A 20,597-nucleotide genomic window follows, 5' to 3' on the forward strand; every position below is an offset into this window, starting at 1 on the left:
CCAGTGCTTCTCGAACGAGTCCACGGCCCAGCCCTCGGACGAGGACAGGATGCGCGTCACCGCCTTGTGCGCGTCACCGCCGTGTCCCTCGAACTGCTCCGCGAACTCCCGCATGGCGATGGCCATCTCGCGGTAGTCGTCCTCGTCCACGTTCGGGAAGTTGATCCCGATGAAGTCCAGGACGTCATCCAGCCAACCCGGAATCGTGTAGCCCATCCCCCGTGCCCTCTCGTGCCTGAGCGGTCCCGTCGCCGCATCCGCGTTCGAACCCTACTGGGGCTGACGTTCCCCGGCGGGGCTGCGGTTGCGGAGACGGGCCGCGGACGCTCAGGAGATGCCGAAGGAGTGCACCGTCGTCGAGCGGTACGTCTCGCCGGGGCGCAGGACCGTCGAGGGGAACGCCGGCTGGTTCGGGGAGTCCGGGAAGTGCTGGGTCTCCAGGCAGAGTCCGTCGCCCTGCCGGTAGGCGCGGCCGGACGGGCCGACGAGCGTGCCGTCGAGGAAGTTCCCGGAGTAGAACTGCACCCCGGGTTGGTCCGTGGCGATCCGCAGCGTGCGGCCCGAGCCCGGGTCGCGCAGGGTGGCGAAGGGGACCGGGCGGTCCGTACTGCCCTTGTCGAGCACCCAGTTGTGGTCGAAACCCTTCGCGGTGATCAGCTGCGGGTGTCCGGCCCGGATGGACTCGCCGACGGTCTTGCCGGAGCGGAAGTCGAACGGCGTGCCCGCGACCCTCGCCAGCTCACCGGTGGGGATGAGCCCCGCGTCGGTGGGCGTGTAGCGCGAGGCGGCGAGGGCGAGCCGGTGGTCGTAGATGTCGCCGCTGCCCTCGCCCGCGAGGTTGTAGTAGGTGTGGTTGGTGAGGTTGACGACGGTCGCCTTGTCCGTCGTCGCCCGGTAGTCGATACGCCAGTCGCCGCGCGCCGTGAGGGTGTAGGTGACGGTGACCCGGAGCGTGCCCGGGTAGCCCATCTCGCCGTCGACCGACGTGTAGTGCAGCGCGAGCCCCACGTCGGGGCCGGACGTGAACGGCTCCACGTCCCACACCCGCGTGTTGAAGCCCTGCGCCCCGCCGTGCAGCGAGTTCTCCCCGTCGTTCACGGAGAGCTGGTACGCCGTGCCGTCCAGCGTGAAGCGGCCGCCGGCGATGCGGTTGCCGTACCGGCCGATGGTCGCGCCGAAGAACGTGGTCCCGGTGACGTACCCCTCGATGTGGTCGTAGCCGAGGGAGACGTTCACGTACCGGCCGTGCCGGTCGGGCAGCTCCAAAGACTGCACGATGCCGCCGTAGGAGAGGACCTTCAGGCGGGTGCCGCCGTTGGCCAGGCTCCAGCGGTAGATCCTCGTGCCGTCGGCGAGCCTGCCGAACAGCTCCTTCACGGGCTTCCTTCCCGGCGCGGCGTGCGCCGTGCCCCCGCCGCCCACCGTGGTGGCGACGCCCGCGGCGGCGGCCGCCGCGAGGACCGTACGTCTGGTCGTGTCCATCTGACGCTCCTAAGAAGGGGAGTGGTGCCTGATGACGTGCGAGGCGAGCGGCCCTGGCGGACGAGGGCGGTGGCGCGGGGTCAGGAACCGGCGCGCCGCTTGTTCCATACGTCGAAGCCGACCGCGGCGAGCAGCGCCAGACCCTTGATGACCGACTGCCAGTCGGAGCCGACGCCGAGCAGGTTCATGCCGTTGTTCAGTACACCGAGGACGAGGCCACCGATGATCGCGCCGAGGACGGTGCCGACGCCGCCGCTCATGGAGGCGCCGCCGATGAACGACGCGGCGATCGCCTCCAGTTCGAAGTTGAGCCCGGCCTTCGGCGAGGCCGCGTTCAGGCGGGCGGCCACGACCAGGCCGGCCAGGGCCGCGAGTACGCCCATGTTCAGGAAGACGTAGAAGGAGACCTTCTTGTCCTTCACCCCGGAGAGCTTCGCCGCCGGGAGGTTGCCGCCGATGGCGTAGATGTGCCGGCCGAAGATCGAGTTGCGCATCAGGTAGCCGTAGCCCACCACCAGGACGCCCAGGATGAGCAGGACGATCGGGGCGCCCTTGTAGCTGGCGAGGAGCATCGTGACCACGGCGATGGCGGCGACGATCGCGACCAGCTTCAGCACGAACAGGTTGAACGGCGGCACGTCGAGCGCGAACTCGTGCTGGCGGCGCCGGTCCCGGACCTCCTGCACGACCACGGCCGCGGCGAGCACGACCCCGAGCAGCAGGGTGAGGTTGTGGTAGTTGGTGTCCGGGCCGACCTCCGGCAGGAAGCCGTTGCCGAGCTTGCCCAGGCCCTCCGGGAACGGGCCGAGGGTCTGCCCCTCGAGCAGGATCTCGGTGAGCCCGCGCCACACGAGCATGCCCGCGAGGGTCACGATGAACGACGGTATGCCGCCGTACGCGATCAGCCAGCCCTGCACACAGCCCGCCACGCCGCCCATCGCGAGGCAGATGACCGCCGCGAGCGGCCAGGGCACGTCGTGGCTGACCATGAGGACGGCGGCCGTCGAGCCGATGAAGGCGGTCAGCGAGCCGACCGACAGATCGATGTGGCCGGCGATGATGACGAGCATCATGCCGATCGCGAGGATCAGGATGTAGCTGTTCTGCAGCACCAGGTTGGAGACGTTGCGCGGCAGGATCAGGTCGCCGTCCGTCCACACGGCGAAGACGACCACGAGCAGGCCGAGCGCGATCAGCATGCCGTACTGGCGCATGTTGCGGCGCATCCCGTCGAGCACGAGGTGCAGCAGCCCGCCCCCGGCGCCCGCGCCGCCGCCCTTGCCCGGCGGCGCGGGCGCCGGGGACTTGTCCATCACGTCCGTGCTCATCGCGTTACCTCTTCTGTCCCGTTCTTTTCCTTGGTCATCAGGCGCATCAGGGACTCCTGCGTCGCCTCCGCACGCGGGACCTCGCCGGTCAGCCGGCCCGCGCTCATCGTGTAGATGCGGTCGCACATGCCGAGCAGCTCGGGCAGTTCGGAGGAGATGAACACCACCGCCTTGCCCTCGGCCGCGAGCTTGTCGATGACCGTGTAGATCTCGTACTTGGCACCGACGTCGATCCCGCGGGTCGGCTCGTCGAGGATGAGTACCTCGGGCCCGGCGAAGATCCACTTGCTGAGGACGACCTTCTGCTGGTTGCCGCCCGAGAGCTTGCCCGCCGGTTCGAAGACCGTCGGGGCCTTGATATTCATCGACCTGCGGTACTCCTCGGCGACCTGCCGCTCCCCGTGCTCGTCGACCAGGCCCCGCTTGGAGACCTTGCCGAGGGCCGCGAGGGAGATGTTGCGGTTGATGGTGTCGATGAGGTTGAGGCCGTAGTGCTTGCGGTCCTCGGTCGCGTAGGCGATGCCGTGTCCGACGGCCTCCGCGACCGTCTTCGTCCGGATCTCCTTGCCGTCCTTGAGCACGGTGCCGCCCGCGTAGCGGCCGTAGGTCCGCCCGAAGACGCTCATCGCCAGCTCCGTGCGGCCCGCGCCCATCAGCCCGGCGATCCCGACGATCTCCCCGCGCCGTACCTCCAGGGAGACGTGGTCGACGACCTTGCGCTCCCGGTCCAGGGGGTGGTGGACGGTCCAGTCGCGGATCTCCAGGGCCGGCGCCGCCCCTTCCTCGGGCGTGTGCGGGGTGCGCGTGGGGAAGCGGTTCTCCAGGTCGCGCCCGACCATCCCGGAGATGATCCGGTCCTCGGTGGTCTCCGGGGCGTGCACGTCGAGGGTCTCGATGGTGCGGCCGTCGCGCAGGATCGTCACCGAGTCGGCGACGCGGCGGATCTCGTTCAGCTTGTGCGAGATGATGATCGAGGTGATGCCCTGGTCCTTCAACTCCAGGATCAGATCGAGGAGTTTGCCGGAGTCCTCGTCGTTCAGCGACGCGGTCGGCTCGTCCAGGATCAGCAGCTTCACGTCCTTGGCGAGCGCCTTGGCGATCTCCACCAGCTGCTGCTTGCCGACCCCGATGTCGGCGATCCGGGTGTTGGGGTTCTCCGCCAGGCCCACCCGGCGCAGCTGCCGGGTGGCGTTTCCCAGGGTCTTGCTCCAGTCGATCAGCCCGCGCTTCGCGTGCTCGTTGCCGAGGAACATGTTCTCGGCGATCGACAGGAAGGGGATCAGCGCCAGCTCCTGGTGGATGATGACGATGCCGCGCTTCTCGGACGCGTTGATGTCCTTGAAGCGGCAGGGTTCGCCCTCGAAAAGGATCTCGCCCTCATAACTGCCGTACGGATGAAGGCCGGAGAGCACCTTCATCAAGGTGGACTTGCCGGCGCCGTTCTCCCCGCAGATGGCGTGGACCTCGCCCTGGCGTACGGTCAGCGTGACGTCCGAGAGCGCCTTGACGCCGGGGAAGGTCTTGACGATGGAGCGCATGTCCAGGACGGGTCCCGCCATGGTCGTGCCCTTCGACTAGTGAGCGGACAGGGGTACTTACTTCTGGCCGAGGTCGGCCTTGGAGTAGTAGCCGCTGTCGACGAGTTCCTTCTCGTAGTTGTCCTTGGTGACCAGGACAGGGTTGAGCAGGTACGAGGGGACGACCTTCGCGCCGTTGTCGTAGCTCTTGGTGTCGTTCACCTCGGGCTTCTTGTCGTGCAGCACGTCGTCGACCATGGTCGACGCGACCTTGGCGAGCTTGCGCAGGTCCTTGTAGACGGTCGAGTACTGCTGGCCCCCGATGATCGACTTCACCGAGGCGACCTCGGCGTCCTGCCCGGAGATGGGCGGCAGCGGCTTCGACTTGGAGCCGTAGCCGTCCGACTTCAGCGCCGACAGGATGCCGATGGAGATGCCGTCGTAGGGGGAGAGCACGGCGTCCACGCGGGTGCTGCCCTTGTACGTCGAGGTCAGGATGTCGTCCATGCGCTTCTGGGCGGTGGCGCCGTCCCAGCGCAGCGTGGTGATCTGGTTGAGCTTGGTCTGGCCGGATTTGACGACCAGCTGCTTCTTGTCGATGTAGGGCTGGAGCACCTTCATCGCGCCGTTGAAGAAGTACCGGGTGTTGTTGTCGTCGTTGGAGCCGGCGAACAGCTCGATGTTGAAGGGGCCCTCTTCGCCCTTGCTCAGGCCCAGCTTGTCGACGAGGGACGTGGCCTGGAGCCGGCCGACCTTCTCATTGTCGAACGTCGCGTAGTAGCTGACGTTCTTGGTGTCGAGGATGAGCCGGTCGTAGGAGATCACCGGGATGTCCGCGTCGGCGGCCTGTTGCAGCACCGAGTTCAGCGACTTGTTGTCGATCGCGGCGACGATCAGCGCGGAGACACCCTGCGTGATCATGTTCTCGATCTGGGAGACCTGCTGGTCGGGGTCGTCCTCGCCGTAGACCAGCTGCGTCTTGTACCCCTTGGCCTTCAGCGCCTTGACGACGTTGTTGCCGTCCGCGATCCAGCGCTCCGAGGACTTCGTCGGCATCGCGATGCCGACGGTCGACCCCTTGGCGTCCTTCTTGCCCTCTTCCTTGCCGCCCTCGCTGTCCTGGCCGCACGCGGTCAGGGTCAGCGCGAGGGAGGCGGTGGCGGCTATCGCTGCGAGAGCGGCTCGGCGGTTTCGCATGGTCATCATCCTTGATGTGTGAGTGCAGAGCTCGGTCGGAAGGGGCGAAGTCGCTGACAGGGAGCGGAGATTGACCGAGAACCGAAGTGCGTTGGATTGTGCGCGGCTCTGTCGTGTTCTGTGAAGTTGCGTGTCCAGAACGTTATTGGGCCGTGTCGAAGCGCCGCAGTGTGCCGGGCAGCCGGGCGCCGAGCGGCGACATACCGCCGTCCGCCCCGTGCCGGGCGAGCAGGTCGAGCGCGAGCCGTCCCCGCCGCACGCGCTCGCGCGCGGTGTCCAGGGCCACGTCCCGCAGGTGGGTGCCGTACGGGTAGATCCCGGGCGCCTTGGCCAGCCCGAACTTCAGGTACAAGGGGGCGCCGCGGCGGACCAGTTCGGCGATCTCGTACATCCGGATGAAGCCGCCGAGGTCGTCGGGGGCCTCGACGTACATGTCCATCGGGGCCGCGGAGAGCCGGCGGATCTCGGTGAGGTGGGCCAGGGTCAGATCGGACGGCACGTTCAGCGAGTCGGCGCCGAGCCGCTCGTAGACCGCGTACGAGGCAGGGTTCACCGGCCCGATGAGCGCCGACACCTTGAGCGTGGTGTCGGCCGGGATGACGCCCTGGGTGCGCGCCCGGTGCAGCGTCCACAGCACGCCCTCGTCGGCGACGAGCAGGCACTTCACCCCCAGCTCCGTCGCCCGTATCGCGTCCTCGACGCAGCCGGCGACGGCGTCGTGGCCGCGGGCGCGCAGACCGGCGCCGCGCGAGTCGGTGCGCACGGAGGCACCGGTGTCCCAGGTGCCGCGCGGCCCGGTGAACAGGCACAGCTCGATGGAGCGCTCGGCGGCCGCCTCGGCCATCTCCACGATCTCGGTGTCCCGCAGCATCCAGACGCCGCTGCCCTGGCTGATCCGGTGGACGGGCACGTCGAGCCGCGAGGCTTCCTTCAGTACGACACCGACGGCCTCGGGGCCCTCGACGGAGGGGATCTCCACGCGCCACGTCCCGCCGTCCGGGAAGGTGTGCGGGGAGGCGTCCGCCGGGTCCGGAGCGGGTGCGCTCAGCCCGAGGGAGGAGAGGGCGGGTTCGCCGGGTCGGCGGGGTGAGTCGGTCACGCTCGTCCTTCGTTTCGTTCGGCGTCTGAGAAGAATGTGTCCGGGCAAGGGGCGCGGGCCCGTCAGGGCCGCAGCAGCACCTTCCCCACCGCGGGGTCCCCGGCTCCGACCCACTCGATGGCCTCGGCGAACCGCTCCAGCGGCACCTCGTGCGTCACCAGCGGCAGCGGATCGAGCAGCCCGGCCCCGAACATCCGCACCGCGTGCGCCCACGCGTCGGGAGCCGCGCCGAACACGGTGCGCACCTCCAGCTGGCGCACCACGAGATCGGTGGGGTCGAGCCCCTCGGCGCCCGCCGCGGGGATGCCGGTGAGCACCAGGCGCCCGCCCCGCCGCAGCAGGGACGCCGCGGTCCGGGCGGCCGAGGCGGAGCCCGCCGTCTCGATCACGACATCGGCATCGGCGGGCAGCGGGTCCGTCCGCAGCCGGAAGTCCGTCGCCCCGAACCGCCGGGCCAGCACGGCCCGTTCGTCCCGGGTGCCGACGACGAGCAGCTCCGCAGGCGAGGCCGCGGCGAGGAACTGCACGGCCAGCATCCCGAGCGTCCCGGTCCCGACCACGGCGACCCGCTGCCCGGGCCGGGCCCCGGCCTTGAGCGCCGCGGCGGCCACGCACGCGGCCGGCTCCAGGAGGGCGGCGGCGCTCAGCTCCGCGTCATCCGCCAGGACGTGCAGCAGCCGGGCCGGCAGCACCAGCGTCGCGGCCATCGCCCCGGGCTGCGTGAAGCCCGTCTCCTCGTACCCGGCGGTGCACAGCGTCGTCTCACCGGCGTGGCACCGGTCGCAGACCTGGCAGTTGCGGAAGCCCTCGCCGACGACCTTGCGCCCGACGAGCCCGGCCGGCACGCCGTCGCCCACCGCCTCCACGACCCCGGACCACTCATGGCCGGGCGTCAGCGGATACCGGACGTACCCCTCGGGCCGGTTGCCCTGGTAGACCTCGCGGTCGCTGCCGCAGATCCCCACCGCGTGCACCCGCACCCGCGCCTCTCCCGCGCCGGGCGGCGCGGGCTCGTGCGGCACCACCCGGTGGCGGCCGGGAGCGTCGACGACGACGGCGCGGCTCACTGGCTCCCCTTCGGCGCGCGCTTCTCCCAGCCCTCGGCCCACAGGTCGAACCGGGCCTGCTGCTGCGGGAACTCGGCCGCCGCGTCGACGTCCAGCTCGACACCGAGGCCCGGCGCGTGCGACAGCTCGAAGTACCCGTCCACGACCTGCGGCGCGCCCGTCACGACCTTCTTGATCTCCGCGTCGGCGAAGTCGTTGAAGTGCTCCAGGATCTTGAAGTTGGGGGAGGTGAACCCGACCTGGAGCGAGGCGGCGGTGAGCACGGGCCCACCCACGTTGTGCGGGGCGACCAGCATGTAGTGGGTCTCGGCGGTGGCGGCCAGCTTGCGCGTCTCCCAGATGCCGCCGAGGTGGCCGACGTCCGGCTGGATGATGTCGACGGCCTGGCTCTCGAACAGCTCCCGGAACTCGATCCGGTCGTGGATGCGCTCGCCGGTCGCCATCGGGATCTCCACCTTGGCGGCGACCTTCTCCAGCGCCTTGAGGTTCTCCGGCGGCACCGGCTCCTCCAGCCAGGCGGGCTTGAACGGCGCCAGCTCGTTCGCGAGCCGGATCGCCGTCGCGGGGGAGAACCGCCCGTGCATCTCCAGCATCAGCTCGGCGTCCGGCCCGATCGCGTCGCGTACGGCCTCGATCAACGAGACGGCGTACAGGGACTGCTGGTGGTCCAGCTCGTAGTGCCCGGTCCCGAACGGGTCGATCTTCAGCGCCCGGTACCCGCGCTCCATGACCGCCCGCGCGGCCTTGTGGTAGGCCTCCGGGGTCCGCTCGGTGGTGTACCAGCCGTTCGCGTACGCCTTGACCTTGTCGGTGACCTTGCCGCCGAGCAGCTGCCACACCGGGACGCCGAGCGCCTTGCCCTTGATGTCCCAGCAGGCCATCTCCACCACGGCGATGCCGGACATGACGATCTCCCCGGCCCGCCCGTAGTCGCCGTACTTCATCCGCCGCACGAGGTCCTCGACGGCGAACGGGTCCGAGCCCACGATGTGGTTGGCCAGCGCCTCGTTCAAGTAGCCGATGAGCGCGTCGGTGTGGCCCAGCATGCGGGTCTCGCCGACGCCGGTGATCCCCTCGTCGGTGTGCACCTGGACATAGGTCAGGTTCCGCCAGGGCGTTCCGACCACATGCGTGCTGATTCCCGTGATGCGCAAGGCAGTTGCCCCCTGTGCCGATCGATGTTGTTCGATATTTCGTCATGCGTTCGAAATGCTGGCGTGACAGTAAAGACGGCCGCATAGGGGTGTCAATGGTCTGGGCAGAGGTTCTCCGGAGCGTCACCCGGGTCGGAACAGGCCGTTCCGCACAGAAGATTCACAGCACCGGCTTTCTCCGTCACCGCCCGGGCGCCTAGCCTCCCTACGTCATGGACTACTGCCACCCGTGCCGCAGACACCTCAACGGCGCTCTGGCCTGCCCCGGCTGCGGCACCCCGGCCGAGGCCGTGCGCGCCTACGCCGAGGCGCTCACCGCGCACGAGTCGGCCGAGGAGCCCGAGGCGGCGCGCGAGGGCACGTCCGCCCGCCCGCGCAGCAGGCGCCGCCCCCGCCGGGCGCACCGCAGGCGCCGGGGCCGCATCCTGCTCGTCACGGCCGGCCTCGCGCTCGCGGCGGGCGGCCTGAGCCTCGCCGAACTCGGCACGGAGTCCTCCGGCGGCGGCGACGCCCAGGCGGCGCCGGACACCGCCGACGCCGTGCCGCAGGCGGACGCGGACGTCACGTCACCGGTGGCCGGAGCCGACGCCCCGCGCGCCGGCGCGTCGGCTCCGGCCGGCGGCGCGTCCCGCTCGCCCGGCGCCTCCGCCTCCCCGTCGGCCTCGGCGTCACCGAGCGCGGGGGAGAGCAGCGCCTCCCCGTCGGCGCAGGCGACGGACGCCGCCACGACGCCGGCCGGCGCGCACGCGTCCCCGACCGGCCCGCCCCCGGACTCGCCGACGACCGCCCGGCCCACCAGCGCCGACCCGAGCCCGACGACCGCGTCCCCGACGCCCGAGCCGACCCCGACGCAGACGTGCGACCGCTTCCTGTGGTGGTGCAGGTAGGGGCCGGACGTCACCGGCGCGGGATCACTCCGCCCCGACCATCGTCCGCAGCATGTCCCGCAGCGCGAGGCGCTGCTCCCGGTCGAGCCCGCTGAGCGGCTCCCGGGCGAAGTCCAGGGAGTCGCGCAGGCTCCCCGCCACGCGTGCGCCCTCCTCGGTGGTCGCGGCCACCTTCACACGCCGGTCCCCGGGCGAGGGCCGCCGCTCCACGAGCCCACGCGCCTCCAGGCGGTCCACGATCCCCGTGATGTTCGACGGCTCGCACTTCAGCCGCTGCGCGATCTGCCGCATCGGCAGGGGTTCGAGCGCGAGCAGGCTGAGCACCCGGGCCTGCGCGCCGGTCAGCCCGTGCCGCGCGGCCGCCTCCTCGTACTCCTGGTGGTAGCGCGCGACGACGGCGCCGATCAGCTCGACGACTTCGCGGGTGAGCGGATCGGTGCGGCGCGGACGGGTGGCGGTCATGGATCCAGGGTACCCAGTTACTTGACATCATGAAATATTCAGGAGCATGGTTGTTTCATGTACTGAAGTACTTGCCGGGCGCCGGCGGCCGCACCGCCGCCTGACCGGCGTACTTCGCCCGTACCGCTGAACCCGTTCCTCTCTGCGACGAAGGATGATCCGCGCATGCCCGCCGAGACCCCCCAGATCCCCGCCACCGGCCGCGAGTGGGCCCTGATCAGCCGTCCCGTCGGCTGGCCCGAGCCCACGGACTTCGAGCTGCGCGAGGCCCCGGTCGTCGAGCCGGGTCCCGGTCAGGTCCTGGTCCGCAACCTTTTCGTGTCGGTCGACCCGTACATGCGCGGCCGGATGAGCGCCGCGAAGTCGTACGTGGCCCCCTACGAGCTGGGCAAGGCCATGCAGGCCGGCGCCGTCGGCGAGGTCATCGCCTCGAACGACGAGGGTGTCGCGGTCGGCGACCACGTCCTGCACTTCTTCGGCTGGCGCGAGTACGCGACGTTCGACGCCAAGCAGGCCGTGAAGGTCGACCCCGAGGCCGCGCCCCTGTCGACGTACCTCGGTGTCCTCGGCATGACCGGCCTGACGGCCTACGCGGGCCTGCTGCGCACGCTTTCCTTCAAGGAGGGCGACAGCGTCTTCGTCTCCGGCGCCGCGGGCGCGGTCGGCGGCCAGGTCGGCCAGATCGCCAAGCTCAAAGGCGCCTCGCGGGTCATCGGCTCGGCCGGCTCGGACGAGAAGGTCAAGCTGCTCCTGGAGGAGTACGGCTTCGACGCGGCCTTCAACTACAAGACCGGCAGCGTCCACGAGCAGCTCAAGGAGGCGGCCCCCGACGGCGTCGACGCCTACTTCGACAACGTCGGCGGCGACCACCTGGAAGCCGCCATCGCCCGGCTCAACCGTGACGGCCGCATCGCCATCTGCGGCGCGATCTCCGTCTACAACAACACCGAGCCGGCCCCCGGCCCGCGCAACCTCTCCCGGCTCATCCAGACCCGCGGCCGCATCGAGGGCTTCCTCGTCGGCGACCACTACGACCTGCAGCCGCAGTTCGTCCAGGAGGTCGGCGCCTGGGTCCGCTCCGGCGAGCTGAAGTACCGCGAGACGGTCGTCGAGGGCATCGAGAACAACGTGGAGGCGTTCCTCGGCGTCCTGCGCGGCGACAACACGGGCAAGATGGTCGTCAAGCTCTGACGCTCGCGCTCTACCGTGGTGGCCCCCGATTCTGTGACGGGGGCCACTTTCGTTCCTGGCGGCATTCGCTAGGCTGTTTCCATCTGACGGATGAAGCTTTCCGCATATTGGAATGAGGGAGTACGGGTATGGCCATCACGCAGGACGACGTCGTCTACACCGCCGTAGCCACCGCCGAGAACGGCCGCGACGGCCGCGTCTCCACCGACGACGGCAAGCTCGACGTCGTCGTCAACCCGCCCAAGGAGCAGGGTGGTTCGGGCGCCGGCACCAACCCCGAGCAGCTCTTCGCGGCCGGCTACAGCGCCTGCTTCCAGGGCGCCCTCGCCGTCGTCGCCCGCCAGGAGGGCATCGACATCGCCGGCTCGACCGTCACCGCGAAGGTCGGCATCGGCAAGAACGACGACGGCTTCGGCCTGATCGTCGACATCTCGGCGGCCATCCCGAACGCGGACACGGCCACCGCCACGGCCCTGATCGAGAAGGCCCACCAGGTCTGCCCGTACTCCAAGGCGACCCGCGGCAACATCACGGTCACGCTCTCGGTCTGACCGTTCGAACGGCCCCGGCCCGTCCCGTAAGGTTTGCGCCATGCGTGATCTCGGGGCGGGCTTCGGCTATCTGGTGCAGGGGCAGCGCTGGGTCGCCCGGCACGGCAGACAGTTCGGCTGGAGCCTGCTGCCCGGCCTCATCACCCTCGTCCTGTACGCGGCGGCCCTGGTCTGCCTGGCCGTCTGGGGCGCCGACTTCGTCGGCTGGGCGACCCCGTTCGCCGACGACTGGTCGTCGCCGTGGGCCGGCCTCTTCCGCGGCCTGCTGACCGCCGTGCTCTTCGCCCTGGCCCTGCTCCTGGCCGTGCTGACCTTCACCGCCGTCACCCTGCTGGTCGGCCAGCCCTTCTACGAGTCCCTCTCGGAGCAGGTCGACCTCGCCGAGGGCGGCCACGCCCCCGAGTCCGGCCTGCCGCTCTGGCGCGAGCTGTGGATCTCCGCCCGGGACAGCCTGCGCATCCTGGTGCGGGCCTGCCTGTGGGGCGTCCTGCTCTTCGCGCTCGGCTTCCTGCCCTTCGTCGGCCAGACGGTCGTCCCGGTCCTCGGCTTCTTCGTCACGGGCTTCTTCCTCTGCGAGGAGCTGACCTCGGTGGCGCTGCAACGACGCGGGGTCCAACTCCGTGACCGCCTCGCCCTGTTGCGCTCGCGCAAGGGCCTCGCGTGGGGCTTCGGCGCACCCCTGGCGGTCGCCTTCCTGGTCCCGGTGGTGGCGGTGTTCCTGATGCCGGGAGCGGTGGCGGGAGCAACCTTGATGGTGCGTGACATGGAACAGGCCGGGGCGCCGGACGGCGACAGGACGGACGTGAGCGTGCGAGGGGCGACCACATGAAGACAGCGAACCTGGGCGTCCTGTTCCTCATCGAACTGGCGGCCCTGGCCGCCGTGGGCGCCTACGGCTTCACCCGTGACGTGGCCGCGCCTCTGGCCTGGCTCTACGGCCTGCTCGGACTGGCCGCCATGATCACCACGTGGGCGCTCTTCGGCTCCCAGAAGGCCGTCCACAAGACCCGCGGCGCGACCCGCGTCGCCTTCGAGACCGTCTGGTTCGGCGCCGGCGTCGCCGCCCTGGCCCTGACCGGCGCGTACGTCTGGGCGGCGCTCCTCGCGGCGGTCTGCGCGCTCAGCAAGGCGCTCGCGGTCCACTGGAACCAGTAGGTCAGCTCTCCCGGGACCCGGCCCCGCCGCCGGGCTCGCCCAGCAGCGCCAGGAAGTCGCGGAACGCGCCGGGCATGTCCACCGACTCCGGGTCGAGCAGCCACTGGTACTGCAAGCCGTCCATCACGGCGACGAGCAGCGGCGCGGCCCGCTCCGGGGTGAGCCCGTTCGGCAGCCGTTCCCCGTACTCCGCGCGCAGCACCTCGGCCATCGAGGCGCGTACCTCCCCATAGCGGCCGGTGAAGAACGCCCGCGCCGGATGGCCCTCGGTGACCGACTCCCCGAGCAGCGCCGCGAAGGTCTGCACGATCCCCGGCCGCATCGCGTTGTACTCGACCAGGGAACCGAGCAGGTCCAGGCGCCACTGCGTGCTCGGCACGGCGTCCCACCGGTCCCGGTCCGCGAGCACCGCGACGAGCAGCGCCTCCTTCGTCGGGAAGTGGTGCAGCAGCCCCTGCTGGGTCAGGCCCACGCGCTCCGCGACCGCCGCGAGGCTCGCGCCGCGGTACCCACGCTCGGCGATCACCTCCAGGGCCGACCGCAGGATCTCCGCCCGGCGCCCCTCGCTCCGGGCGGTTCTGGTGCTGCTCATGCGGTCACCGTACGACACGGGCCCGGGCTCGCCGAATGGGTTCCATAACGCCAAAATAACGAAACCTACCGCTCTACAGGCGCCGGGTGCAGGATGGACGCGCTCGGCGCATCCGTGCGCACGTACCTGAGGACCTCGACGAGGAGAGCCGGCATGACGACCCAGGCAGACGGAACCGGCGGCGGCGCCGACGGCAAGGACCCGGCCCGCGAGGCGGCGGTCGAGGCCGCGCTCGGCAAGCTCGACCTCGACGCCAAGGCGCGGCTGCTCGCCGGGCAGAACATGTGGTCGCTGCCCGCGCTCCCCGAGATCGGCCTGGCCTCGCTGGTCATGTCCGACGGCCCGATCGGGGTCCGCGGGGTGCGCTGGACCGCCGACGACCCCTCGATCGCCCTGCCGTCCCCGACGGCGCTCGCCGCGACCTGGGACCCCGCGCTCGCGCGCCGGGCGGGCGCGCTGCTCGCCCAGGAGGCCCGCCGCAAGGGCGTCCACGTCCTGCTCGCCCCGACCGTGAACCTGCACCGCTCCCCGCTCGGCGGCCGCCACTTCGAGGCGTACAGCGAGGACCCGCTCCTCACCGGCGCCATCGGCACCGGCTACGTCCAGGGCGTCCAGTCCGGCGGCGTCGGCACCACCGTCAAGCACTTCGTCGCCAACGACGCCGAGACCGACCGCTTCACCGTCGACAACCGCGTCCGCGCGCGGGCGCTGCGCGAGCTGTACCTGGCCCCCTTCGAGACCATCGTCGCGAACGCCCGCCCCTGGGGCGTCATGACCGCCTACAACATGGTCAACGGCACGACGATGACCGAACACCGCCACCTCGTCGGCGAGATCCTGCGCGGCGAGTGGGGCTTCGACGGCGTCAACGTCTCCGACTGGCTGGCCGCCCGCTCCACCACCGGCGCCCTCACGGGCGGCCTCGACATCGCCATGCCCGGCCCGCAGACGGTCTACGGACCCGCGCTCGCCGCCGCCGTCCGGGCCGGCGAGGCCGAGGAGAGCGAGGTCGACGCGGCCGTGCGCAACGTGCTGCGGCTCGCCGCCCGCGTCGGCGCCCTCGACGGCGCGGAGCCCGAGGTGGCCGCAGCCGAGCGCCCGGCCGAGATCGACGGCGTGGCCCTGGCCCGCGAACTCGCCCACCGCGCCTTCGTCCTCCTCCGCAACACCGGCGTCCTGCCGCTGCGCAAGGACGCGAAGCTCGCCCTGATCGGCGCCGCCGCCCGCGACGCCCGCATCCTCGGCGGCGGCTCCGCCACCGTCTTCCCCGACCACCTCGTCTCGCCGCTCGACGGCCTCCGCGCCGCGACGGACTCCCTGACCTACGCCGTCGGCGCCGACCCCAGCGACGAGGTCGCCGCCGCCGACAAGGGGTTCGCCCTGCGCGCCGTCTGCCGCGACGCCGACGGCACCGTCATCGGCGAGGGCTCGCTGCCCAGCGGCCTGCTCCAGTGGATGGGCGACGACCTGCCCGCCGGCGTCACCCACGCGGCGCTGCGCAGCGTCGAGATCACGGGCACCTTCACCCCGCGCGTGAGCGGCGAACACGTCTTCGGCACGCGCGGGCTCGGCGCCTTCACCCTCACCGTCGACGGCACCGTCCTCTACGACGGCGTGCAGGCCATGGGCAGCGAGTCCGACCCCTTCGAAGCCTTCTTCGGCGCCCCGCTGGAGCGCGGCACGGTGCCGCTCACCGAGGGCGAGCCGGTGGCGGTCTCCCTGCTCCACCCGCTGGACACGTCCCTCGCCATGCCGCTGCCCGCCGTGATCTTCAGCCTCACCCACCTCGAACCGCGCCGCGACGCGGACACGCTGATCGCCGAGGCGGTCGAGGCCGCCCGGGACGCCGAAGCCGCCGTCGTCGTGGTCGCCACCACCGAACGCGTGGAGTCCGAGGGCTTCGACCGCACCGACCTGCGCCTGCCCGGCCGCCAGGACGACCTGGTCCGCGCCGTCGCCGCCGTGAACCCCCGCACCGTCGTGGTCGTCAACTCCGGCTCCCCGGTGGAGCTGCCGTGGCGCGAGGACGTCGCCGCCGTACTGCTCAGCTGGTTCCCCGGCCAGGAGGGCGGCGACGCGCTCGCCGACGTCCTGCTCGGCGCCGAGGAGCCGGGCGGCCGGCTGCCCACCACCTGGGGCGCCCTCGCCGACGCCCCGGTCACCCGGGTGACACCGGCCGACGGCCGGCTCGACTACACCGAAGGCGTGTTCATCGGCTACCGCGCCTGGGACCGGTCAGCAGCCACGCCCGCCTACCCGTTCGGCCACGGCCTCGGCTACACCGACTGGACGTACGAGTCGATCGACGTGACCGGCACCACCGCCACGGTCCGCGTCCGCAACACCGGCTCCCGCCCCGGCCGCGAGACCGTCCAGCTCTACCTCTCGCCGGCCGAGCCCGACCCGGACCGCCCGGCTCGCTGGCTGGCCGGCTTCGCGAACGTCACGGCCGCCCCAGGCGAGAGCGCCGAAGCCGTGGTCGAACTCCCGCGCCGCGCCTTCGAGACCTGGGACGAGCGCGCGAACGCGTGGGCGCACCGCCCCGGCCGCTACGAACTGACCGCCGGCCGCTCGCTCACCGACGGCCGCGTCAGCGAGACGCTCATCGCCTGAGCGCCGGGTTCCTCGCGCACAAGCGCCGGTTCCTTCGCGCACAAGCGCCGGCGGGACTACGGGACTAGCGGACGCCGAACCCGTAGACCGTCTGCGACCGGTACACCTCTCCCGGCCGCAGCACGGTCGAGGGGAAGTCGGGCCGGTTCGGCGAATCGGGGAAGTGCTGCGTCTCCAGGGCGATCCCGTCGCCAGGCGCGAACGGCAGCCCCGCGTCGAACCCGTCCGAGGTGTAGAGCTGAAGCCCCGGCTCGGTCGTGGCGATCGTCAGCACCCGGCCCGACGCCGGATCGTGCAGCTCGGCGCTGACCTCGGCCTGCGCCGTGACGCCCTTGTCGAGCACGTAGTTGTGGTCGTAGCCGGGCCCGGTCTTGCGGCTCTGGCGGAAGTCGAACCGGGTCCCGCCGACCGCCACCGGCTCACCGACCGGGATCAGCTCCTCGTCCACGGCCGTCACCAGGCCCGCGTCGATCCGCAGCTCGTGACCGCCCGCCGCGTTCCCGGACCCCGCGCCGCCCAGGTTCCAGTAGCTGTGGTTGGTCAGGTTCACGATCGTCGCAGCGTCGGTCACCGCCTCGTAGGACAGGCGCAGCACCCCGCCCTCCTCCAGCGCGTACGTCGCCGCGACCTCGAGCCGGCCCGGGAACCCCTCCTCGCCGTGCGGCGAGACGCGGGACAGCCGCAGCGCGTGCTCTTCGACCGCCTCCGCGTCCCACACCCGCTTGTCGAAGCCGCGCTCACCGCCGTGCAGCGAGTTCGGCCCGTTGTTCTGCGCCAGGTGGTAGATCCGCCCGTCGAGCGGGAAGCGGCCGCCCGCGATCCGGTTCGCGTACCGGCCGACCAGGGCGCCCAAGTAGGGCTCGGGGTGGGCCAGATACGTGGACAGGTCGGGGAAGCCCAGCACGATGTCGTCGCGGGCCCCCTCACGGTCGGGGACCTCGACCGACTGCAGGACGCCCCCGTACGTCAGGACGCGTACCCGCACCCCGTCCCGTTCCAGGGTCCAGCGGTGGACGTCGGTGCCGTCGGGCAGGGCGTCGAAGAGTTCGCTGCGCATGATCGAGACCCTACGCCCGCGCCCCCGTCCCTCAGGCGAGCGGCTCCGTGGCCGTCACCCCGCGGTAGGCGAGCGCGGCGAGCCGCGCCTGGCCGTTCCTGCTGGGATGGAACCAGTCCCACTTGCTCAACTGGTCCCCGTCGAACCGGTACCCGAAGACCGCACCCCCGTCCGACCGGCAGAGCCGGTCCTTGGCGCACACGTCCTTCAGCACCTCGTTGTACGCCTCGACGCGCTCCTGGACCGCGTCGCGCCGCTGCGTCGCCGCGGTGTCCATGGCGTCCGGATCGGCCAGCATCGACGCGCAGATGCCCAGCTTCCAGACCTGCTTGCCCAGCGCGTTCGTCCGGCCCTCGGACCACAGCCGCTTCAGATCCGGCACGCTCATCACATACACCTGCGCCTTGGGAGCCGCCTTCCGCAACTGCCGCAGCGCCTCCTCGAAGTCGCTGCGGAAGGCGTCCACCGGGGTCATGGCGCCGGTCGTCGGACGGCAGGCGTCGTTGGCTCCAGCCATCACCGTCACCAGGCCGGGCCGCTCGCCCGCCGCCCGCCGCATCTGCGCCGGCAGCTCCGCCATCCGGGCCCCCGTCCGCGCGTAGTTCCAACTGTGCGTCCTCGCCCGGTCCTTGCCGAGCAGCCGCACCGCCAGGCTCTTGACGTGCGCGTCGGATCCCGTCGCCCAGGACACCTCGGGGCAGTCGGAGAGCACGCTGCACGCGTCGAACCCCCGGGTGATCGAGTCGCCGACCGCGGCCACGGAACGCGGGCTCGTGTCCCACCGCGGCGTCGGCTTCGGCGAGGGTCGCGCGGACGCGGTGGAGCCGCCGGGACCGGGGGAGTCGCCACCGGCGCTGTCGCAGGCGGTGAGCGCCGTGACACCGAGCGCGGCCGCCGCCGCGGAGGCGAGGACCGCCCGGGAAACAGCCGACCCGTGGCTTCGCTTCCGCATCTGTGGTCCCCTCGGTCGCGCGCTGTCACTTTCTCGCCACCCGCACCGGTCCGGGCGGGCATCCATCCCCGTCGATGCGGGGGTCTGTCCCTATGGATGCCGTACGCGGGGCCGGGGTTGCGCCCCAGCCGGGTGAAAGGTCGGCGTTTGTGTGTCCCGGGACCGACAGTACGTCACACTCCTTGCACCGCTGCGCGATAGCCTCGCCCCGGGGTCCCCGGTCGACCCAGTGAGACCCCGCTGTACCGGTTCCGCTAAATTACAACACGTCAGATGTGTCCCTTTTTGTCTGGACCTAGTCGGTCCGGGCACGGAGGGAAGAAGGCTCGGCACGGGCGCGAGGCCGCTGGGGAAGGCGAACCTCGACCCACACTGGAGGTCCGGTGACGACACGTGGAGTTCTGTACGTGCACTCCGCGCCGCGCGCGCTGTGCCCGCACGTCGAATGGGCGGTCGCGGGCGTACTCGGCGCGCGCGTCAGCCTCGACTGGATCCGGCAGCCCGCCGCGCCGGGCACCTGGAGATCCGAGTTCTCCTGGCGGGGCGAGGCGGGCACGGCCGCCCAGCTGGCCTCCGCGCTGCGCGGCTGGCAGCTGCTCCGCTTCGAGGTGACGGCCGAGCCCTGCGCGAGCGCCGAGGGCGAGCGGTACAGCGCCACGCCCGAACTCGGCATCTTCCACGCCGTCACCGGTATGCACGGCGACATCCTCATCCCCGAGGACCGGCTGCGCGCCGCGCTGGCCCGCTCCACGGGCGGCGAGACCGACCTGGAGTCCGAGGTGGCCCGGCTCCTCGGCAAGCCCTGGGACGACGAACTGGAGCCTTTCCGCTACGCGGGAGAAGGCGCCCCCGTCCGCTGGCTCCACCAGGTGGTGTGAGCCGGCGGCCCCACCCGGCCGTACGACGGTGGGCCCGCCCGGGACATCCCGGGCGGGCCCACCGTGCGTTTCGCGGCACAGGACGTCTGACGGGTCAGCTCAGACCGTGCGGAACGCCAGGACCACGTTGTGCCCACCGAAGCCGAACGAGTCGTTCAGTGCGGCGATGCGGCCGTCGACGGGCAGCTTGCGCGCCTCGCCACGGACGATGTCCGCGGCCGCCTCGGCCTCGGGGTCCAGGTTCTCCACGTTGATGGTCGGCGGAGCCACCCGGTGGTACAGGGCCAGCACCGACGCCACCGTCTCGACGCCACCGGCGCCACCGAGCAGGTGCCCGGTCATCGACTTCGTCGCGGAGACGGCGATGTGGTCGGTGTCGTCACCGAAGACCCGGCGCAGCGCCTTCAGCTCGGCCACGTCACCGGCGGGCGTCGACGTCGCGTGCGCGTTCACGTGCACGACCTCGGCCGGGTCCAGGTCGGTGCTGTCCAGCAGGTTCTGCAGGGCCTGCGCGATACCGCGGCCCTCCGGCTCCGGCTGCACGATGTCGTGGCTGTCGGCGGAGATGCCCTGGCCGACGGCCTCGGCGTAGACCCGCGCACCGCGCGCGGCGGCGTGCTCGGCCGACTCCAGGACGACGACGCCGGCGCCTTCGCCGAGGACGAAACCGTCCCGAGCGGTGTCGTAGGGGCGCGAGGCACCCTCGGGGTCGTCGTTGTTCTTGGACATCGCCATCATGTTGCCGAACGCGGCGATGGGCAGCGGGTGGATGGCCGCCTCCGTGCCACCGCAGACGACGACGTCGGCGCGGCCGGTGCGGATCATCTCGATGCCGTAGCCGATGGCCTCGGCGCCCGACGCGCAGGCGGAGACCGGGGTGTGCACGCCCGCCCGGGCGTTCACGGCCAGGCCCACGTTGGCCGAGGGGCCGTTGGGCATCAGCATCGGCACGGTGTGCGGGGAGACGCGGCGGACGCCCTTCTCCTTCAGCACGTCGTACTGGTCGAGGAGCGTGGTCACGCCGCCGATGCCGGACGCGATGACCGCGCCCAGCCGCTCGGGGGCGATCGCCGGGTCGTCGCCCGCCTTGTCGGTGAAACCGGCGTCGGCCCAGGCTTCCTTGGCGGCGATCAGCGCGAACTGCGCGGAGCGGTCCAGCTTGCGGGCCTGCGGGCGAGGAATGACCTCGCTCGGGTCCACGGCGGCCGGTGCCGCGATACGGACCGCCTGCTCGGCGGCCCACTCCTTTTCGAGGGGCTTGACACCGGAACGTCCGGCGACCAGGCCCTCCCAGGTGGATGTCGCGTCGCCACCCAGCGGTGAGGTTGCGCCGATACCGGTGACGACCACGGTGCGATTGGTCGGGCTCACAGGAATTCTTTCTCCAACGGATGCGAGGGATTCAGCGGCGCCAC

20 protein-coding genes are annotated in these 20,597 nt (G+C 71.4%); 7 read left to right on the forward strand and 13 right to left on the reverse strand.

What is annotated here, in order from left to right; all coding sequences use genetic code 11:
• From ABZY33_RS07105 to ABZY33_RS07140, 8 genes are all read right to left on the reverse strand, one after another.
• Window positions 1-216 (reverse strand): hypothetical protein (locus ABZY33_RS07105; RefSeq protein WP_356490472.1); only part of this gene is annotated, 216 nt, incomplete at its 3' end.
• Window positions 217-327: 111 nt separating this feature from the next.
• Window positions 328-1,482: an aldose epimerase family protein gene (locus ABZY33_RS07110; RefSeq protein WP_356490473.1), complete on the reverse strand. Its 1,155-nt coding sequence runs from the start codon at window positions 1,480-1,482 to the stop codon at window positions 328-330.
• A gap of 80 nt (window positions 1,483-1,562) precedes the next feature.
• Window positions 1,563-2,810, reverse strand: coding sequence for a multiple monosaccharide ABC transporter permease (gene mmsB, locus ABZY33_RS07115; protein WP_356490474.1), 1,248 nt, complete (start codon window positions 2,808-2,810; stop codon window positions 1,563-1,565).
• Window positions 2,807-4,369 (reverse strand): multiple monosaccharide ABC transporter ATP-binding protein, encoded by a 1,563-nt coding sequence (mmsA, locus tag ABZY33_RS07120; RefSeq protein ID WP_356490475.1) that lies wholly within the window; start codon window positions 4,367-4,369, stop codon window positions 2,807-2,809. The genes mmsB and mmsA overlap by 4 nt, the downstream gene beginning before the upstream one ends.
• 36 nt (window positions 4,370-4,405) lie before the next feature.
• On the reverse strand, window positions 4,406-5,524 hold the full coding sequence (chvE, locus tag ABZY33_RS07125; RefSeq protein WP_356490476.1) for a multiple monosaccharide ABC transporter substrate-binding protein: 1,119 nt from the start codon (window positions 5,522-5,524) through the stop codon (window positions 4,406-4,408).
• Window positions 5,525-5,666: 142 nt separating this feature from the next.
• Entirely contained in the window at window positions 5,667-6,623 is a 957-nt protein-coding gene (locus tag ABZY33_RS07130) for a hypothetical protein (protein WP_356490477.1), read from the reverse strand.
• Between the two features lie 62 nt (window positions 6,624-6,685).
• Window positions 6,686-7,690, reverse strand: coding sequence for an alcohol dehydrogenase catalytic domain-containing protein (locus ABZY33_RS07135; protein ID WP_356490478.1), 1,005 nt, complete (start codon window positions 7,688-7,690; stop codon window positions 6,686-6,688).
• Window positions 7,687-8,844: a mandelate racemase/muconate lactonizing enzyme family protein gene (locus tag ABZY33_RS07140; protein WP_356490479.1), complete on the reverse strand. Its 1,158-nt coding sequence runs from the start codon at window positions 8,842-8,844 to the stop codon at window positions 7,687-7,689. Before ABZY33_RS07140 ends, ABZY33_RS07135 begins: the two co-directional genes overlap by 4 nt.
• A gap of 212 nt (window positions 8,845-9,056) precedes the next feature.
• On the opposite strand from ABZY33_RS07140, the gene ABZY33_RS07145 reads away from it, so the two are divergent.
• Entirely contained in the window at window positions 9,057-9,731 is a 675-nt protein-coding gene (locus ABZY33_RS07145; RefSeq protein WP_356490480.1) for a hypothetical protein, read from the forward strand.
• Window positions 9,732-9,755: 24 nt separating this feature from the next.
• On the opposite strand, the gene ABZY33_RS07150 is transcribed toward ABZY33_RS07145, so the two are convergent.
• Window positions 9,756-10,193, reverse strand: a complete 438-nt coding sequence (locus tag ABZY33_RS07150; RefSeq protein WP_356490481.1) for a MarR family transcriptional regulator — start codon at window positions 10,191-10,193, stop codon at window positions 9,756-9,758.
• 165 nt (window positions 10,194-10,358) lie between these two features.
• On the opposite strand from ABZY33_RS07150, the gene ABZY33_RS07155 reads away from it, so the two are divergent.
• The 4 genes from ABZY33_RS07155 (at window position 10,359) to ABZY33_RS07170 (ending at window position 13,090) form a co-directional block, all read left to right on the forward strand.
• Window positions 10,359-11,384 carry an NADP-dependent oxidoreductase gene (locus tag ABZY33_RS07155; RefSeq protein WP_356490482.1) on the forward strand — a complete coding sequence of 342 codons (1,026 nt, stop codon included), beginning with the start codon at window positions 10,359-10,361 and terminating at the stop codon, window positions 11,382-11,384.
• Between the two features lie 128 nt (window positions 11,385-11,512).
• Window positions 11,513-11,935 carry an organic hydroperoxide resistance protein gene (locus tag ABZY33_RS07160; protein WP_356490483.1) on the forward strand — a complete coding sequence of 141 codons (423 nt, stop codon included), beginning with the start codon at window positions 11,513-11,515 and terminating at the stop codon, window positions 11,933-11,935.
• A gap of 40 nt (window positions 11,936-11,975) precedes the next feature.
• The gene (locus ABZY33_RS07165) at window positions 11,976-12,764 is read left to right on the forward strand and encodes an EI24 domain-containing protein (RefSeq protein ID WP_356490484.1); all 789 of its coding nucleotides are present in this window, start codon (window positions 11,976-11,978) and stop codon (window positions 12,762-12,764) included.
• Window positions 12,761-13,090 (forward strand): YrdB family protein, encoded by a 330-nt coding sequence (locus ABZY33_RS07170; protein WP_356490485.1) that lies wholly within the window; start codon window positions 12,761-12,763, stop codon window positions 13,088-13,090. Before ABZY33_RS07165 ends, ABZY33_RS07170 begins: the two co-directional genes overlap by 4 nt.
• Before the next feature lies 1 nt (window position 13,091).
• On the opposite strand, the gene ABZY33_RS07175 is transcribed toward ABZY33_RS07170, so the two are convergent.
• Window positions 13,092-13,700 carry a TetR/AcrR family transcriptional regulator gene (locus ABZY33_RS07175; RefSeq protein WP_356490486.1) on the reverse strand — a complete coding sequence of 203 codons (609 nt, stop codon included), beginning with the start codon at window positions 13,698-13,700 and terminating at the stop codon, window positions 13,092-13,094.
• A 135-nt stretch (window positions 13,701-13,835) separates the two neighbouring features.
• Between ABZY33_RS07175 and ABZY33_RS07180 the strand changes: the two genes are divergently transcribed.
• Entirely contained in the window at window positions 13,836-16,295 is a 2,460-nt protein-coding gene (locus ABZY33_RS07180; RefSeq protein WP_356490487.1) for a glycoside hydrolase family 3 C-terminal domain-containing protein, read from the forward strand.
• 64 nt (window positions 16,296-16,359) lie between these two features.
• On the opposite strand, the gene ABZY33_RS07185 is transcribed toward ABZY33_RS07180, so the two are convergent.
• The gene (locus ABZY33_RS07185) at window positions 16,360-17,352 is read right to left on the reverse strand and encodes an aldose epimerase family protein (protein ID WP_356490488.1); all 993 of its coding nucleotides are present in this window, start codon (window positions 17,350-17,352) and stop codon (window positions 16,360-16,362) included.
• Window positions 17,353-17,383: 31 nt separating this feature from the next.
• Window positions 17,384-18,304: an SGNH/GDSL hydrolase family protein gene (locus tag ABZY33_RS07190; RefSeq protein WP_356490489.1), complete on the reverse strand. Its 921-nt coding sequence runs from the start codon at window positions 18,302-18,304 to the stop codon at window positions 17,384-17,386.
• Window positions 18,305-18,687: 383 nt separating this feature from the next.
• Here ABZY33_RS07190 and ABZY33_RS07195 point away from each other — a divergent pair, with 383 nt between their 5' ends.
• Window positions 18,688-19,182 carry a DUF3145 domain-containing protein gene (locus tag ABZY33_RS07195; RefSeq protein WP_356490490.1) on the forward strand — a complete coding sequence of 165 codons (495 nt, stop codon included), beginning with the start codon at window positions 18,688-18,690 and terminating at the stop codon, window positions 19,180-19,182.
• Window positions 19,183-19,281: 99 nt separating this feature from the next.
• On the opposite strand, the gene ABZY33_RS07200 is transcribed toward ABZY33_RS07195, so the two are convergent.
• Entirely contained in the window at window positions 19,282-20,553 is a 1,272-nt protein-coding gene (locus tag ABZY33_RS07200) for a beta-ketoacyl-[acyl-carrier-protein] synthase family protein (protein WP_356490491.1), read from the reverse strand.
• Window positions 20,554-20,597 lie beyond the last annotated feature (44 nt).

The organism is Streptomyces sp. NPDC006552, from assembly GCF_040611655.1.
Lineage (GTDB): Bacteria > Actinomycetota > Actinomycetes > Streptomycetales > Streptomycetaceae > Streptomyces.

Coding starts and splice junctions, on each gene's coding strand:
- ABZY33_RS07150 (WP_356490481.1), bottom strand. CDS start 10,193: ATGACCGCCACCCGTCCGCGCCGCACCGATCCGCTCACCCGCGAAGTC.
- ABZY33_RS07180 (WP_356490487.1), top strand. CDS start 13,836: ATGACGACCCAGGCAGACGGAACCGGCGGCGGCGCCGACGGCAAGGAC.
- ABZY33_RS07190 (WP_356490489.1), bottom strand. CDS start 18,304: ATGCGGAAGCGAAGCCACGGGTCGGCTGTTTCCCGGGCGGTCCTCGCC.
- ABZY33_RS07110 (WP_356490473.1), bottom strand. CDS start 1,482: ATGGACACGACCAGACGTACGGTCCTCGCGGCGGCCGCCGCCGCGGGC.
- chvE (WP_356490476.1), bottom strand. CDS start 5,524: ATGCGAAACCGCCGAGCCGCTCTCGCAGCGATAGCCGCCACCGCCTCC.
- mmsA (WP_356490475.1), bottom strand. CDS start 4,369: ATGGCGGGACCCGTCCTGGACATGCGCTCCATCGTCAAGACCTTCCCC.
- ABZY33_RS07170 (WP_356490485.1), top strand. CDS start 12,761: ATGAAGACAGCGAACCTGGGCGTCCTGTTCCTCATCGAACTGGCGGCC.
- mmsB (WP_356490474.1), bottom strand. CDS start 2,810: ATGAGCACGGACGTGATGGACAAGTCCCCGGCGCCCGCGCCGCCGGGC.
- ABZY33_RS07155 (WP_356490482.1), top strand. CDS start 10,359: ATGCCCGCCGAGACCCCCCAGATCCCCGCCACCGGCCGCGAGTGGGCC.
- ABZY33_RS07185 (WP_356490488.1), bottom strand. CDS start 17,352: ATGCGCAGCGAACTCTTCGACGCCCTGCCCGACGGCACCGACGTCCAC.
- ABZY33_RS07145 (WP_356490480.1), top strand. CDS start 9,057: ATGGACTACTGCCACCCGTGCCGCAGACACCTCAACGGCGCTCTGGCC.
- ABZY33_RS07160 (WP_356490483.1), top strand. CDS start 11,513: ATGGCCATCACGCAGGACGACGTCGTCTACACCGCCGTAGCCACCGCC.
- ABZY33_RS07165 (WP_356490484.1), top strand. CDS start 11,976: ATGCGTGATCTCGGGGCGGGCTTCGGCTATCTGGTGCAGGGGCAGCGC.